Origin of the sequence: Paenibacillus periandrae, assembly GCF_022458865.1 — a bacterium.
Taxonomy (GTDB): Bacteria; Bacillota; Bacilli; order Paenibacillales; family NBRC-103111; genus Paenibacillus_S; species Paenibacillus_S periandrae.
This window is the reverse complement of sequence record NZ_JAJNMU010000001.1, coordinates 174,678-188,749: the sequence shown is the minus strand read 5'-3', so window position 1 is coordinate 188,749 and position 14,072 is coordinate 174,678. Positions and strand designations below refer to the sequence as shown.

Below are 14,072 nucleotides of genomic sequence, written 5' to 3'. Positions count from 1 at the left end.
ACATCAATTCTTGAATGGAGTGACCTGCGTGCAACCAAAGAAAAATATTGTCCATCTTCCTGTTTATAAACCGGGCAAGCCCATGGATGAAGTAAAAAGAGAGCTTGGCTTAACCGAGGTTATTAAGCTGGCTTCGAATGAGAATCCGTTTGGCTGCTCACCCAAGGCAAAAGAGGCTATCATCGCGAATATTGATCAAACCAGCATTTATCCAGACGGCGGCGCTGTAGAATTAACGGCTGCTGTGGCCAAGCATTTTAATGTAGGGACAGATCAGGTGATTTTTGGGGCCGGCTCCGATGAAATTATTTTAATGCTGGCGCGTGCCTATCTGGTTCCGGGCGACGAGAACATTATGGCGTTCCCGACATTCCCACAATATAAGCATAATGCCGAGATTGAAGGTGCAGTAAGTATAGAGGTGCCTTTGAAGGATGGTACGCATGATTTGCAGGTGATGCTGGATCGGGTTAACGAACGCACCAAAATTATTTGGTTGTGCAATCCTAACAACCCGACAGGTACGATGAATTCACATCAAGAGGTTGTTGATTTTCTGAATGCTGTACCTGCGCATGTGTTGGTTGTTCTTGATGAAGCTTATGCCGAGTACAATGTAAGCGGAGATTACCCGGATAGTATTGCACTTATAAATCAATATAAAAATGCTATCGTGCTTCGCACCTTCTCCAAAATATATGGACTTGCCTCTCTGCGCATTGGCTATGGCATTGGGCATCCTGAAGTGATTCGTTCGATTAATCAAGTCCGTGAACCTTTCAATACGACCGGATTTGCTCAAAAGGCTGCGCTCGCTGCAATCCAGGATGAAGCCTTTATTAACGACTGCCGCGAAGCCAATGCTCAAGGTATCGTATATTTGTCTGAGCAGTTCAGAGCACTTAAGCTGCCGTTTTATCCTGCGCATGGCAATTTTATGATGGTCGATGTACAGCGCTCAGGTGCGCAGGTATTTGATTCACTGCTACGCAAGGGCATTATTATTCGTCATGACCCGACCTGGCAGCTGCCGACTATGATTCGTGTGACGGTTGGAAGCCAGGAACAAAATGAGAAGTTTATCGGTGCGCTGCAGTTGGCGCTTAATGAAGTAACTGCAGGTGTGTAGGCGGACGGTTTTGGGAGGGTTTGAGCTTCAATGATAAAAATTGCTATATTTGGAGTGGGTCTGATTGGCGGCTCTCTGGCACTCTGTTTTAAAGGAAAACCGGAGCTGTATGTCGTCGGCCATTCCAATAATCCACGGTCCGTGGACAAATATTTGAAGCATGGTGTGGTTGATCATGCTACGGTGTCGATGGAAGAGGCTGCGACTGACGCTGATTTTATTTTTCTATGTGTTCCTGTTGGAAATATGGAAGATTACTTAAATCAATTGTCACGCTTAAAGCTGAAACCGGGATGTATCATTACGGATGCGGGCAGTACTAAAGCTTCCATAAGTGCGTGTGCAGAGCGGCTTGATTTTAAAGATGCCTATTTTATCGGTGGGCATCCTATGGCAGGCAGCGAGAAGACAGGAGTGGAAGCGGCCAGTCCGTATTTGTACGAGAACGCATTTTATGTGCTCACACCGATGGAGCAAACACCCCAGGAGGCTTATGACAGGCTTGCTGCATTGCTTCGCTTCACCAGAGCTCATATTATTAAAGTCGATTCCAGTCTTCATGATGATATTGTAGGTGCGATTAGCCATCTTCCGCATATTATCGCCGTTGCCTTGGTTAATCAAATAGCAGGCTATAATCAGTCCAATAATTTGTATGAGAACCTCGCAGCTGGCGGTTTCAGGGATTTGACTCGAATCGCATCTGGAGACCCGATCATTTGGCGGGACATATTAAGCGATAATCGGGAAGTGCTGTTGAAGCTGCTGGTCGATTGGAACTCAGAAATTGCCCATTTTATTCAACTCTTAAAGGATGATAATGGCCAGGGGATTGAGGCTGAATTCCGTAAAGCCAATGAGTTTCGCAGCAGTCTCCCTGAGCGTCGTAAAGGTGTGCTTTCATCCGTATTTGAAATATATGTGGATGAGGTTCCCGACCACCCCGGGATTATCGGGCAGATTACGATGCTGCTGGGTAATAACAAAATCAACCTGAGCAATATTCATATTATCGAAAGCCGTGAGGATGTCCCTGGCAACTTGCGATTATCCTTCCGTGATGTAGATCATATGGATCGCGCGATCGAGCTATTGTCACAAGAGAATTACACAGTTCATGTGTAGTTCTTTTTTTCTTGCCGTCAAAGAAATTATAAAGCGTTTTCAAAAAACTATTGACAATTTGTAACCGTATACATATAATAAAAGTACAGTATGGTTTCTCTCCACTCCTATCCGAAATCATTGCACTATGTGCAGCCACCTTTTATTGAAAAGGTGGCTTTTTTTTATGAAATATTTTAAAGCATCGTCGAAAAAGCAGGAATTTTGCTCACCATTACCGAATGATATATATTACACCGTAAATTTTTTATTATACGCGCAACTTTTTTGCTCCCGCAAAGTCAAATGTAGTAAGAGTCACTGGGGGTAGCAAGGAATCACAAGGAGGGTCGTATTGAATGACCGATTCCCAGTTGATCAGAGAGATCAAGGATGGTAACGTACAACTTTACGACGAATTAATGCGACGCTACGAACGCAAAATTTTGGCATTTATCTATCACATGTTAAAGAGCGCGCATATGGATTCGATGGCTGAGGACTTATGCAATGAAACCTTTTATAAAGCCTATCGCAGCCTAAGCTCATTTCGAGAAATTGAGGCGACTTTTTCAACATGGCTGTATACGATTGCTAGAAATACCGTGCTTAGCGAACTGCGTAAAAATAATCATGTTAAGGTATCTTTGGATCAGGGTGGTTTTGAGCCTCATGCTGATGCCGATTCGATGCCAGAAGTAAGTATACTACGGAATGAGAAAGTATCTATGGTACGAGATGCCATTAATAATTTACCAGAGAAACAGCGTTCTGCACTCATAATGCGCGAATATGATCAGATGGATTATCAGGAGATTGCCAATATTCTCGGTCAAACCGTAAGTTCGGTCAAATCCTTACTGTTCAGGGCAAGGGCGAGTGTCAAACTTCAATTGGAACCTTACTTTCTTGACCCAGTCTTTGAGGAGTATGAAAGGATGAAACGATGATGAAATGTGAAGAAATTCAAGAGTTACTCGGTGCTTACTGGGATTTGCCTGCGAATGATCCTATCAGAGGCAAAGTCGATGAACATATCAAGCATTGCGAAAGCTGTGCTGCTGAGTTTCAAATATGGCAAGAGAGCACAGATCTGATCCAGAGTGCTGCCGAAATGGGTGAACCTTACTCGAACTCGACCCCAATTTCTCGCAGTGTCATGGATCGTATCTACAAAGATGAATCATGGAGGGTTCCTGTCACTGGCAAAATGTATGCATTTTCTTTCAAGATGCGCAGAAACATGACAGCTATGATAGCGGTTTGCCTCGCATTATTCATTTTCTCATTTGTCTACTCCATAAATAACCAGCCAACTGGAGATACCGTAGCCTTATCTAGCGACTCTTCCGTGATAGGCAGAATGAGTGATCCTGTTGTAGTGGCAGGCGGTAAGGCGGAATCCATGAATGTACGCACAATGCCTTCGGCTGTAGCAAGCCTAAAGGGTTTTAGTGAACCGTTCATGTACCAGGTAGGTCCGATTCATACTTACAAGGATTATCTGCTTTTCTTATCGCTTCTCGGTCTGACTTGTACATTATTGACGATGAACTGGTTGTCCAGAACCAAATCGTAGTTTGAAGCAGAGCCCCTACGGAATAGAAAGAGAGTGACCTCATACATTGATTACAGTAGGATTGATTCGTCACGGGACGACAGAATGGAATATTGCAGGCAGGATGCAGGGCCAAATGGATACAGAGCTTGCGGCCGTCGGAATTGAACAAGCAGAGCTTTTGGCGCATCGACTGAAATCTGAGCTGTGGGATGGCGTCATGTCCAGTGACTTGATCAGGGCCAGGCAAACGGCACACATGATCTCCAATATAACAGGAGTTCCTTTCCTTGGTGAAGACTCTCGTCTGAGAGAAAGACATTTTGGGCAGCTGGAAGGGACGACTTTGGAGGATCGGATTTCGCGTTTTGGTGAAAGCTGGAGAGAGCAGGATTTGGGGCTTGAATCAGATGAGGCCTTATTGGAAAGATGGTTTTCATTTTTTACTGATCTGGAGCTAGCACAGCGTGGGAAACGAGTTCTGGTTGTTAGTCATGGGGGCTACATAGCTCCGGTGCTGGAACGGATTATGGGCGAGCCCGTAGCCTCTCATTTAAGCAACACCTCTATAACCGTCATTGAGCTTACGGCAGATGCTGCGTGGAATTGTCACTTATTGAACTGTACCGCCCATTTGAACAAATAATATTTGGAAATAGGACTGCTGAATTGATTCAGCAGTCTTTTTGCTGTATATCGCAGGTTGCACCGTATAAAAATTTAATCCTTCACGTTTAAATATGGTGTATTTTCCAATAATGGTAGTAAGCCATTATCGGAGGTACTCACGATGAATTTAGCGGACATGTTAAGTTACGCCGATATACACGATCTAAGCCGGATCGCAGGCACCTATAATTGCAACTGTAACGGACATTCCAAAAATGAGCTGATCCAATCTATTTTAGCCACCGTCAGCCGTAAAGATGTTTTTGAACGTCAAGTGACCGATCTGTCGATTGAGGGTATCCGCTTCTTGAATTCGTTGATTTTTGACAAGCGCGGCACTTTCAGTATCGAGGAGCTGGTGGCACGGGTACAGCAGAGTCGTTTCGTTAAGGATGGGGAGGAGACATGGAATCCACGAGAGCTGATTACTCGCTTTAAGCAGCACGGTTGGTTATTTAATGGTCATTCAAGGGATACGCGGTATGTATTTCAGGTGCCAGCCGATTTGAAACAAAGGTTCAGCGCAGCTTTGGCCAAGCAGTTCCAGCAGCATATTCATGTAACGGACGAGCCTGGTGTATACCGTGATGAGCAGAGGCTTATCATTGATGATATCCGCAGCTTTCTCAGCTTTATCAGAGATCAGGATGTGATTCTCTCAGCTGATCACTTCATGTACAAACGACATTTACAGCAGATTTTGGATCGGTTGTCGGTTAAGGAAGAGCCTGTTGGTAAAACCGCCTGGCGATTCGGTTATGGCCGCATGTTTAAAGAGTATCCGAACCGGTTTTCGTTTATTTACGACTACTGTTATTTCAAGGAATGGATTACGGAGCACAATCAGATGCTGGCTCTGACTGCCAAGGGTATCGAAGAGGTTCAGAGTGATCGCCATGAGGATTTACTGCAGGTGTATCGATTTTGGTTGAGACTGTATAAGGGCGCTATTCCTAATGTGCAGTCAATCATGCATTGGCTGGAGACGCTGGTCTCGTCTTGGGTGACCGTAGATTCCTTGAAAACCGCTCTGCTCCCGTTGATCCGCCCCTTTTATTACGACTCGGCGGAGTCAATATTTGAACAGCGGATACTGCAAATGCAGATGCATTTGGGTTTGATTCGGATTGGTGAGCACCATGAGCATGGTCCTGTTATTCAATTAACCAAGCTTGGGAGAAGTGTCATTCAGGGGATTTACAAAGCCAACGAGGATTTGCTTGCGCTGCCATTTGACAAGCCATAGTCAGCTTGCTAAAATCACTCCCATATCGATTGATCAGAGGAGTGAACGCAAATGCTGCATAGCTATAATGGAATTTTTCCTCAGGTGCATCGAACCGCATTTTTGGCAGAAGGTGTTCAAATTATTGGGGATGTCATCATTGAGGCGGAAGCTACGATCTGGTTTAACACGGTTCTTCGCGGTGATTTGGCTCCGATCCGTATCGGACGCAAAAGCAACATTCAGGATGGCTGTATTGGTCATGTGAATGTTGATCAGCCCTTGGTGATCGGGGAAGAAGTCTCGGTTGGACATGGAGCAATCATCCATGGCTGCAGCATAGGTAAAGGCACATTAATTGGTATGGGGGCTATTGTACTTAACGGCGCGGTGATTGATGAATATGCTTTAGTAGGGGCGGGATCGTTGGTCACCGAGAATAAGCATATTCCATCCCGTACGCTATCGCTTGGCTCGCCCGCCAAGGTAGTACGCGAGCTTGCAGAGGCTGACCTGCTTCGTATGCAGCGTACAATGGAAAGCTACGTGATCAGAGGCAATGAATACCGTTTGCAGGTGAAACCTTAGTATTCTCGATACAAATCTGAAGCGACCCAGTTTGGAGGTAGGTTCTATGGGCAAAATGAATATTTCCAACGATAAGATGCTGGGCTTGTTTGCCGAGATGGTGCTGGACGAATCCATCCGCAAATATAAGGAGCAACATTTGTACAAAGAGATTGATTTAGCTTTGGCTAAAGGGGATGAAGAGACCTTCCTGACTCTCACCACAGAACTAAAATCGCTCTATGCGCTTGGATAATAACACCGCCCCTTAGGGTCTAATCGATGGCAGCCGATTCAAGACATGTGAATTTCATTCATATGTCTCTTTTTCTATGTTAAACTGGAACAATGTGTATGATGACGAAGCCATTTTCTGCGGCAATACAAAAGGAAAAGCTTACGAATTAGGGGGAACCAACAATGAAATTCAGTGATGTCAATGAAAAAACATGGGAAGATTTACGTCCATACGTGGATACGTGCCTGCTGCCTGTTACGGGTATTACAGGAGCCGAGCAGCCATGGGAAGCAACCTGCGCGTTAGAGGATTTGAGGGATGCCCTGGATATGTTCGAAATTCCTTATAAGGGCAGAGTCCTGACATATCCAGCACTGCATTATGTTCATGAAGACAATGGGGTGGATCAGGTAAACGCAGTCTGCGAAAAGCTCAAAGCTAACGGATTTGCTTTTGTCATTGTTGTGAGTGCGAAAGCGGAGCTTGCTAATGTATTGGCACAGTCCATTGCGGATCTCGCGTTCACGCTGACGCCCGATTTATTAACCGAATCGCTTCCCGCAGAGAAGAAACGAATAGCAGAACAACTGATGCTATTGTGGGCTGGCAAGAAACAAGAATAATTTGTGTATGATCAGTGGCAATTTTGTTAATTCTATGTATGCAGTGTTCGATTTCAAATGTGTGACGAGATGTGACAAATTCGTTAAAAGTTATTGGAAGGACAAGCTTTAGGGGTCTGAAAATGCAGGCAAAATTCTTGACGCACCTTGACTCGTAAGCTATTATTAATAATGTCCTAGTATGTGTTGTAAAGTAATGTCGAACGACATGATATAGTTGCAAAAGGAGGTAGAACACGAGTGAGTGAGCACAATAATCAGGATGGGCATCACCAAGGTGGTTCGGCGGTCAAGCGTCGCGAGATGTCTCGCAGACAATTTCTTTCTTATACCCTTGGTGGAGCCGGAGCATTCATGGGCGCTGGAATGATCGTTCCAATGCTTCGTTTTGCTGTCGATCCTGTCCTTCAACCAAAGACGGAAGCCGCTTGGGTAAAGGTAGTAGAGGCTGCAAAGATTACAGAAACACCAGCATCTTTCAAATTCAAAGTCCATCAGGTCGACGGCTGGTGGGAAAGTGATCCGGAACTTGAAGCCTGGATTTCCAAAGACAAGGCTGGTAACATTTTCGCATTAAATCCAACCTGTAAGCACTTGGGTTGTACGGTTGACTGGAATTCCAATCCGGCCTATAAGGATCAGTACTACTGTCCTTGCCATGGCGCGCACTACACGGCAGACGGTAAGAACCTTGCTGTTGCCCCATTGCCGCTTGACCAGTATGCGCTTAAAACGGAAAACGGCTTTGTTTACGTAGGCCAGCTCGGTCCGAACAAAAGGGTACAATAAGGAGGCGTAGCATCAGATGTTTAAAAATATGTATAACTGGATTGATGAGCGTCTTGATATCACGCCGATGTGGAGAGATGTGGCCGACCATGAGGTACCGGAGCACGTAAATCCGGCGCATCACTTTTCTGCATTCGTCTATTGCTTCGGTGGATTGACGTTTTTTATCACAGTTATTCAAATCCTGTCCGGTATGTTCTTAACGATGTATTATGTTCCAGATATTATCAATGCTTATGCCAGCGTTGACTACCTCCAACACAAAGTCGCTTTTGGCGTTATTGTACGGGGTATGCATCACTGGGGAGCAAGTCTTGTTATCGTCATGATGTTTTTACATACTCTTCGCGTATTTTTTACAGGTTCCTATAAGGCACCTCGCGAAATGAACTGGGTAGTAGGCATGATGATATTCCTGGTTATGTTGGGCCTTGGTTTCACAGGTTACCTGCTGCCTTGGGATAACAAAGCTTACTTTGCTACACAGGTAGGTATCAAAATTGCCGCTTCCGCACCATATATCGGCGATTACATCAAAACATTCCTGCAAGGTGGAGAAATTGTTGGTGCACAAACATTAACCCGTTTCTTTGCACTTCACGTGTTCTTCTTGCCAGGTGCATTGCTTGCCCTACTGGCAGGACATTTCTTTATGATTCGTAAGCAAGGAATTTCCGGTCCGTTATAGAAGGAGGTGTGAAAAGTGGCACATGGTCACAATTCTGACGAGAAAATTGTTTATGTAGGTGATTCACGAGTACGCGCTAAGACTTCACGTTTACCGCAACCCGACTTTTCCGCTTATCCGGGAAAATCGGAAGTGTTTATTCCAAACTTTCTTCTGAAGGAATGGATGGTTGCGGTCGTTGTTTTGGTAGGAATATTGGTACTGGTTATGACTGAGGCTGCACCGCTTGGTTATCCGGCAGATCCGACCAATACCCAGTTTATTCCAATGCCTGACTGGTATTTCTTGTTTATGTACCAATTGCTGAAGTACCCATATACATCCGATCAATTCGTGGTGTTCGGTACGGTTATTGTTCCGGGCATTCTGTTCGGTGGATTGATTGTTGCTCCTTTTCTGGACACAGGTAAAGAGAGACGCTTTTACAGACGTCCGATTGCTTCAACTCTAATGGTACTGACTTTGGTAGCATGTACGTATTTGACAGTCGTTTCATGGACTCATTATGAGCACGAATTGAAGGAAAAAAATATTATTCCTGAGCACATCAAACGGGAAGAAGAAATGCATGCAGCCAAAAGCGCAGGTCTTCCTGCACCAAGCACGAAGAAAACAGCGACAGCTGTTGCCATTGTGGCGGCAGATGATCCAGGTGCAGAGATCTATAAGAAGGCGACTTGTGTAACTTGTCACGGTGCTGAGCTTAAAGGAATTCCTGCTTCCGGTATCCCGGCGCTTCGTGGTGTGGGAGACAAGCACAATCAGGAAGCGATTTTGGGAATTATTAAAAAAGGTGTCGGCAACATGGGTGCACAATATGATGATAACATCAAAAAAGGCCTCACTGAAGCAGACATCACCAAATTAGCGGAATGGCTAAGTAAACAAAAATCATAATATGTCCAAGACCTGACCGTCAGCAGCATGGTCAGGTCTTTTTTTAAAAATTGTGAAGATATAATTCATGCAGGAGGGGCCCATTTGTTAAGTATGTCAATTCGAACTTATGTATCAAAGGCATTTCTGTCCAGCAGATTTATGCTCTGGACCTTATTTTGGGTAAACTTTCTGGGTACGATTTATGGTTATCAATGGTACTGGAAGCAGCTCGTCTATACAGCAGAAACGATGTCACCTGTATACTTGCCATTTGTTCCAGATAGTCCAACGGCAAGTCTTTTTTTTACCGGTGTGATTACGTACCTGCTGATTGATTCTTATAAGAATCGCAGCCAGAGTCCAAAAAGAAGCAGGTTTCGCAGTCTGATTGAAGCACTTGCTCTTATTACTTCATTTAAATATGGTGTATGGGCTGTAAGTATGATCTGGGCAGGGGTTTATCAGGGCGACTCCGTGAATTGGCAGGATTGGATGCTGACCGTGTCCCATTTGGGAATGGCTGCTGAAGCTATTTTATATATGCGTGTATACACTTACCGGGTTAATGCTATCATTGTCGCAGCACTGTGGACACTTTGGAACGATTATATGGATTATACGGTAGGCGTGTTTCCTTGGCTGCCAGCTTCTTTGGATGATGATATTCCTATCGTTGCCGCTTTCACTGTCCAGCTTAGCTTTGTGAGTATCATACTTGCCTGGGTTCTAATGAAAATTCGCAGACTGATGGAAAAAAGACAGGTCTAAATATGGACATCCCCCCATACCTTGAGGATATACGGAGCTTACGAGGCAAGCTTTGCAGTAGCAAAACTCAGTAACGCTTACGAGGCAAGTTTTGCAGTAGCAAAACTATTAGGGAGGGATGTTCAATGTGGTTTATGAAAAAAGGGAGAGCAGGTTCCTTGGCAATGATCCTATTGCTGGGTATTCAATTGTTGACGGCTTGTTCCCAGACACAGCTACCCACGGATCAGGCACTCACACCCAAACCGGCGAAGGATCAATTGCAAAAGCTAGAGGTGCTTAATCAAACTGCTGATGATATGTACAAGAAGGTCATGCAAGGAGATTTGGCTGGTGGACGAGCTGTTCTTCAGCTTCTGAGCGAACAGATTCCGCTAATCCGCTACGAGGGAATTACAACGGTAGAAGGATTAAATGCCCTGACAGAAACGATTACACAAGCAAAGCGGACCTTTAATGCGGCCAATTTGACTTCTGCTGAAGGACAAGTCTCTGTTGCGACGATTCGCCTGGCTACCGACGCTTTGACGCACTCCAATGAACCGATGTGGCTTCAATATTACAATCCGCTGATGAGCGATCTCAAACAGATGGAGCAGGCTTCACAGGAAAAGAAAAAGCCTGAGCTGGTTCAAGCGGCTAATGCTTTTCGTCAGCACATTGCCATCATTCACCCAAGTCTGCTCATTAGTCGAGACCCGATAGAGATAGAGAAGCTGGATTCCATGGTCATGTTCATGACCGATCAGGTTCGTTCGGAGCAGGAGCCCTACAAACAAGTATTGAACGTGATGCCTACCCTGCGCAATACGATTGATGTATTGTTTCTGAAAAAAGACGCAACTGCGTACTTACCTATTATAGATGACCAAAATCCAATTATTTGGAAGCTGGTGCTTGGAGCGGTGATTTTGGCTGTTTTGGCGTTTGCGGCCTGGAGACTGTCCAAGAAAGACAATGGACTTGTCGTTGTGAACAAAGCTGCAGATGATTGAGTCATTCGGGCTTAAAGCCTTCTCCTAGTACGTCATGGACCTCGTTGATAATAATAAATGCGCGCGGGTCGACAGTACGGATCAAGTCTTTGAGCCTTTTCATTTCTTGTCGATAGACGACACAGTAAACCATGTTCTTTGGTGTCTTGGAATAACCACCATATGCAGGGATTAAAGTGGCTCCCCGATCTGTTTGCGATGTAATGATGTCGACCAGCTTGTCAGCATGGTCAGATATAATCGTAAAGGCATGGGCAGCATATGCACCTTCTATTACGATATCAATCACCTTGCTGGTAATAAATACAGCCACAAAGGTATACAGAATTTGCTCCTTGGCAATAAAAAAGAAGGCGGAACCAATCACAATGGCATCAAATAACAGGATGATCTGCCCGATACTCCAGCCCTTCCATTTTTGAATGATTCTCGCTATAATGTCAGTTCCCCCGGTTGTTCCTCCATATCGAAACACAATACCCAAACCAACCCCAAGCGTGAGTCCGGCATAGGCCGTGACGAGAAAGTAATCCTGCTCTGTTCGAAAAGGTACGATCCATCCACTGGTAATCAAACGTTCCATCACCCATAAAAAAAAAGTAAGCGATAATGTCCCGCTAATCGTATAAACCATAGATTCCCTACCGAAAATTTTCCATGCCGCGATAAATAGAGGAACGTTGATAACTAAAGTCGTTATAGATAGCGGAATATGGAAAATATAGTTGATAAGCAGGGCAGCTCCTGTAATTCCACCTTCCATTAATCGATTCGGTATTATAAAATAGTGCAGGCCGAAAGCGTATACCGCTGTTCCGATCAGAATAGGCAGGATAGACTGCAGCCAGTTGAATCCAGCTTTAATTTGCATGGGTTAATAGGACCTCCTCACAACACAATTGTCCAGTGATACGGTAATGTACAACGAATTCAGTGGTTGTTATTCTTTAGTATGTCTAATAGTAGCTTAAAAAAAATTTGTCATCCTATCCTGTTTGCGATAACATGGTAAGAAGGGCTTATAACGAGGTTCACTCACTCCTTTATGACCCGAGCATGGTGTATATTTGGAATAAGGTTGGTGACGATTTCGCAATGACAGGACGGACGCTCGCAGAGCTGCAGCAGGAAGTTGATGCTTACATATCACAGTATAAAGAGGGGTATTTTAGTCCGTTGTCCATGCTGGCGCGGATGTCTGAAGAGGTAGGCGAGCTTGCTCGCGAGGTCAATCACCAATTTGGTGAAAAGCCGAAAAAATCCTCAGAAGCTGACAATTCGATTGAGCTTGAGCTCGGTGATATCTTGTTTATTACCATATGTTTTGCGAATTCCTTGGGGCTTGATCTTACTGAAGCGCATGATAAAATTATGCACAAGTTTCGGACTCGGGATGCAGACCGTTGGACAAAAATAAACACCGATACGGAGTGATTATCATATGCTAAACCATCACCTTTGTAGAAGGGAATGGGCAGCATGGATGGAGAAGAGCAGATTAAGAAGGCCTATGAGTCAATATTAATGCATGATTTTGAGCAGGCAGTGGAATGGTTTGGGCAGGCGATTGCGATGAATCCTCACAACGCTGCCTTTCATTATAAGTTATCGATTACCTATGCCCGGAGCAATAAGCTTAACAAAGCAATTGAACACGCGAGGCAGGCTGTCAGAATGGATAGTCATGAAAACACTTATAGGCTGCACCTTCAAAATCTTCAAGCCAAGGCATTTATGATAAAGGCAGAACGCCATCTTACTGATAACGAAGGGCAGCTCTGGCTGGCTGTTTCGCTGCTGAAGCGCGCTATAGAGCTGGATTCATTATGTTTGGAGGCTTATTTGCTGCTGGGACACGGGTACGCTATGCTTAAGGAATATGAACAAGCCATCAGTACCATTCACACCTTACTCGAGCTGGATCCGCAGCATGAAATGGGAAGGCGATTGTTACTGGAGTATCAACAGAGATTAAAGGGAAAAAATAATGATTTGAATGAACGACGAAAGGGTTGGGGATATAGATGAGTCAAATTCGTGTTGCTGTAGCTGGAGCGAGCGGCCGTATGGGCCGTGAGGTTGTAAAAATGGTTTTGGAGGATCCGGGTTTGGAGCTGGTAGCTGCAGTCAGCCACTCCGCAGACTCGTCAATAGATGCAGGCCGAGCTGCCGGTCTTGAGCCGTGTGGTATTAAGATCACAAATGACTTGGAGCTGGCTCTTGTTGAAGGCAAGCCTGATGTTTTAGTTGATTTCACAACCCCTCATTCCGTGGTCGCGAATACGGCCTTGGCGATTAAATATAGAGTACGTCCTGTTATTGGAACGACTGGCTTCACACCTGAAGATATTGAAGAGTTTGACAAGCAGTGTAAAGCACACGGTATTGGCGGTATTATAGCGCCTAATTTTTCAATCGGGGCTATACTGATGATGAAGTTTGCTGCACAAGCGGCTAAGTATATGCCGAATCTGGAAATTATCGAGTATCATGGGGATCAGAAGCTGGATGCGCCTTCAGGTACAGCGGTTAAAACAGCCGAGATGATTTCACAGAGTCGAGAAGAGCTGCGTCAAGGTAATCCCAATGAAAAAGAAACGATAGAAGGCTCGCGCGGCGGATTATATGACGGTTTTCGCATACATAGTGTACGTCTTCCTGGAGTGTTTGCTCAACAGGAGGTTATTTTTGGAGCCTTTGGCCAAACCTTGAAAATCAGACACGATTCTTATGATCGTGCAGGTTATATGCCGGGAGTCAAGGTAGCCGTTAACAAAGTGATGGAATTCACGGGTATTGTTTACGGATTTGAGCATTTTATAGATTAAAGGCGCAGAGGA

General features: G+C 44.8%; 18 protein-coding genes. 17 read left to right on the top strand and 1 reads right to left on the bottom strand.

Annotation, left to right across the window (positions count from 1 at the left end; genetic code table 11):
• Nucleotides 1-28 precede the first annotated feature (28 nt).
• The 14 genes from hisC to LRL21_RS00785 all read left to right on the top strand — a co-directional run bounded on the left by hisC (nucleotide 29) and on the right by LRL21_RS00785 (nucleotide 11,232).
• A complete protein-coding gene (hisC, locus tag LRL21_RS00850) occupies nucleotides 29-1,129 on the top strand; it encodes a histidinol-phosphate transaminase (RefSeq protein WP_240413863.1) in 1,101 nt (366 codons plus the stop codon).
• Nucleotides 1,130-1,159: 30 nt separating this feature from the next.
• Nucleotides 1,160-2,254, top strand: a complete 1,095-nt coding sequence (locus tag LRL21_RS00845) for a prephenate dehydrogenase (protein ID WP_240413862.1) — start codon at nucleotides 1,160-1,162, stop codon at nucleotides 2,252-2,254.
• Between the two features lie 338 nt (nucleotides 2,255-2,592).
• Entirely contained in the window at nucleotides 2,593-3,183 is a 591-nt protein-coding gene (locus tag LRL21_RS00840; protein ID WP_240413861.1) for an RNA polymerase sigma factor, read from the top strand.
• Nucleotides 3,180-3,812: an anti-sigma factor family protein gene (locus LRL21_RS00835; protein WP_240413860.1), complete on the top strand. Its 633-nt coding sequence runs from the start codon at nucleotides 3,180-3,182 to the stop codon at nucleotides 3,810-3,812. Before LRL21_RS00840 ends, LRL21_RS00835 begins: the two co-directional genes overlap by 4 nt.
• Before the next feature lie 46 nt (nucleotides 3,813-3,858).
• Nucleotides 3,859-4,437 carry a histidine phosphatase family protein gene (locus tag LRL21_RS00830; protein WP_240413859.1) on the top strand — a complete coding sequence of 193 codons (579 nt, stop codon included), beginning with the start codon at nucleotides 3,859-3,861 and terminating at the stop codon, nucleotides 4,435-4,437.
• 144 nt (nucleotides 4,438-4,581) lie between these two features.
• Nucleotides 4,582-5,706, top strand: a complete 1,125-nt coding sequence (locus tag LRL21_RS00825; protein ID WP_240413858.1) for a hypothetical protein — start codon at nucleotides 4,582-4,584, stop codon at nucleotides 5,704-5,706.
• A 51-nt stretch (nucleotides 5,707-5,757) separates the two neighbouring features.
• A complete protein-coding gene (locus tag LRL21_RS00820) occupies nucleotides 5,758-6,273 on the top strand; it encodes a gamma carbonic anhydrase family protein (protein ID WP_240413857.1) in 516 nt (171 codons plus the stop codon).
• A gap of 46 nt (nucleotides 6,274-6,319) precedes the next feature.
• Nucleotides 6,320-6,508 carry an IDEAL domain-containing protein gene (locus tag LRL21_RS00815; RefSeq protein ID WP_076227555.1) on the top strand — a complete coding sequence of 63 codons (189 nt, stop codon included), beginning with the start codon at nucleotides 6,320-6,322 and terminating at the stop codon, nucleotides 6,506-6,508.
• A gap of 164 nt (nucleotides 6,509-6,672) precedes the next feature.
• Nucleotides 6,673-7,113 carry a DUF2487 family protein gene (locus LRL21_RS00810; protein ID WP_240413856.1) on the top strand — a complete coding sequence of 147 codons (441 nt, stop codon included), beginning with the start codon at nucleotides 6,673-6,675 and terminating at the stop codon, nucleotides 7,111-7,113.
• A gap of 240 nt (nucleotides 7,114-7,353) precedes the next feature.
• Nucleotides 7,354-7,902, top strand: a complete 549-nt coding sequence (locus LRL21_RS00805) for a QcrA and Rieske domain-containing protein (protein WP_076227551.1) — start codon at nucleotides 7,354-7,356, stop codon at nucleotides 7,900-7,902.
• A 16-nt stretch (nucleotides 7,903-7,918) separates the two neighbouring features.
• Nucleotides 7,919-8,590, top strand: a complete 672-nt coding sequence (qcrB, locus tag LRL21_RS00800; protein ID WP_240413855.1) for a menaquinol-cytochrome c reductase cytochrome b subunit — start codon at nucleotides 7,919-7,921, stop codon at nucleotides 8,588-8,590.
• Between the two features lie 15 nt (nucleotides 8,591-8,605).
• Nucleotides 8,606-9,487 (top strand): c-type cytochrome, encoded by an 882-nt coding sequence (locus tag LRL21_RS00795; protein WP_240413854.1) that lies wholly within the window; start codon nucleotides 8,606-8,608, stop codon nucleotides 9,485-9,487.
• A 93-nt stretch (nucleotides 9,488-9,580) separates the two neighbouring features.
• Entirely contained in the window at nucleotides 9,581-10,237 is a 657-nt protein-coding gene (locus tag LRL21_RS00790; RefSeq protein ID WP_240413853.1) for a DUF1405 domain-containing protein, read from the top strand.
• Nucleotides 10,238-10,362: 125 nt separating this feature from the next.
• On the top strand, nucleotides 10,363-11,232 hold the full coding sequence (locus tag LRL21_RS00785) for a sporulation protein YpjB (RefSeq protein WP_240413852.1): 870 nt from the start codon (nucleotides 10,363-10,365) through the stop codon (nucleotides 11,230-11,232).
• Nucleotide 11,233: 1 nt separating this feature from the next.
• Here LRL21_RS00785 and LRL21_RS00780 read toward each other — a convergent pair whose 3' ends face one another.
• A complete protein-coding gene (locus tag LRL21_RS00780; protein WP_240413851.1) occupies nucleotides 11,234-12,103 on the bottom strand; it encodes a YitT family protein in 870 nt (289 codons plus the stop codon).
• Nucleotides 12,104-12,327: 224 nt separating this feature from the next.
• Here LRL21_RS00780 and LRL21_RS00775 point away from each other — a divergent pair, with 224 nt between their 5' ends.
• From LRL21_RS00775 to dapB, 3 genes are read left to right on the top strand one after another with little or no spacing between them, the layout of a single operon-like run.
• Entirely contained in the window at nucleotides 12,328-12,666 is a 339-nt protein-coding gene (locus LRL21_RS00775; protein WP_240414190.1) for a nucleotide pyrophosphohydrolase, read from the top strand.
• 45 nt (nucleotides 12,667-12,711) lie between these two features.
• A complete protein-coding gene (locus tag LRL21_RS00770) occupies nucleotides 12,712-13,260 on the top strand; it encodes a tetratricopeptide repeat protein (protein ID WP_240413850.1) in 549 nt (182 codons plus the stop codon).
• A complete protein-coding gene (gene dapB, locus LRL21_RS00765; RefSeq protein ID WP_240413849.1) occupies nucleotides 13,257-14,060 on the top strand; it encodes a 4-hydroxy-tetrahydrodipicolinate reductase in 804 nt (267 codons plus the stop codon). The genes LRL21_RS00770 and dapB overlap by 4 nt, the downstream gene beginning before the upstream one ends.
• Nucleotides 14,061-14,072 lie beyond the last annotated feature (12 nt).

What these genes read in the sequence shown, in the direction of transcription:
- LRL21_RS00845 (WP_240413862.1), top strand. Translation starts at nt 1,160, where the DNA reads ATGATAAAAATTGCTATATTTGGAGTGGGTCTGATTGGCGGCTCTCTG.
- LRL21_RS00840 (WP_240413861.1), top strand. Translation starts at nt 2,593, where the DNA reads ATGACCGATTCCCAGTTGATCAGAGAGATCAAGGATGGTAACGTACAA.
- LRL21_RS00835 (WP_240413860.1), top strand. Translation starts at nt 3,180, where the DNA reads ATGATGAAATGTGAAGAAATTCAAGAGTTACTCGGTGCTTACTGGGAT.
- LRL21_RS00825 (WP_240413858.1), top strand. Translation starts at nt 4,582, where the DNA reads ATGAATTTAGCGGACATGTTAAGTTACGCCGATATACACGATCTAAGC.
- LRL21_RS00820 (WP_240413857.1), top strand. Translation starts at nt 5,758, where the DNA reads ATGCTGCATAGCTATAATGGAATTTTTCCTCAGGTGCATCGAACCGCA.
- LRL21_RS00815 (WP_076227555.1), top strand. Translation starts at nt 6,320, where the DNA reads ATGGGCAAAATGAATATTTCCAACGATAAGATGCTGGGCTTGTTTGCC.
- LRL21_RS00810 (WP_240413856.1), top strand. Translation starts at nt 6,673, where the DNA reads ATGAAATTCAGTGATGTCAATGAAAAAACATGGGAAGATTTACGTCCA.
- qcrB (WP_240413855.1), top strand. Translation starts at nt 7,919, where the DNA reads ATGTTTAAAAATATGTATAACTGGATTGATGAGCGTCTTGATATCACG.
- LRL21_RS00790 (WP_240413853.1), top strand. Translation starts at nt 9,581, where the DNA reads ATGTCAATTCGAACTTATGTATCAAAGGCATTTCTGTCCAGCAGATTT.
- LRL21_RS00785 (WP_240413852.1), top strand. Translation starts at nt 10,363, where the DNA reads ATGTGGTTTATGAAAAAAGGGAGAGCAGGTTCCTTGGCAATGATCCTA.
- LRL21_RS00780 (WP_240413851.1), bottom strand. Translation starts at nt 12,103, where the DNA reads ATGCAAATTAAAGCTGGATTCAACTGGCTGCAGTCTATCCTGCCTATT.
- LRL21_RS00775 (WP_240414190.1), top strand. Translation starts at nt 12,328, where the DNA reads ATGACAGGACGGACGCTCGCAGAGCTGCAGCAGGAAGTTGATGCTTAC.
- LRL21_RS00770 (WP_240413850.1), top strand. Translation starts at nt 12,712, where the DNA reads ATGGATGGAGAAGAGCAGATTAAGAAGGCCTATGAGTCAATATTAATG.
- dapB (WP_240413849.1), top strand. Translation starts at nt 13,257, where the DNA reads ATGAGTCAAATTCGTGTTGCTGTAGCTGGAGCGAGCGGCCGTATGGGC.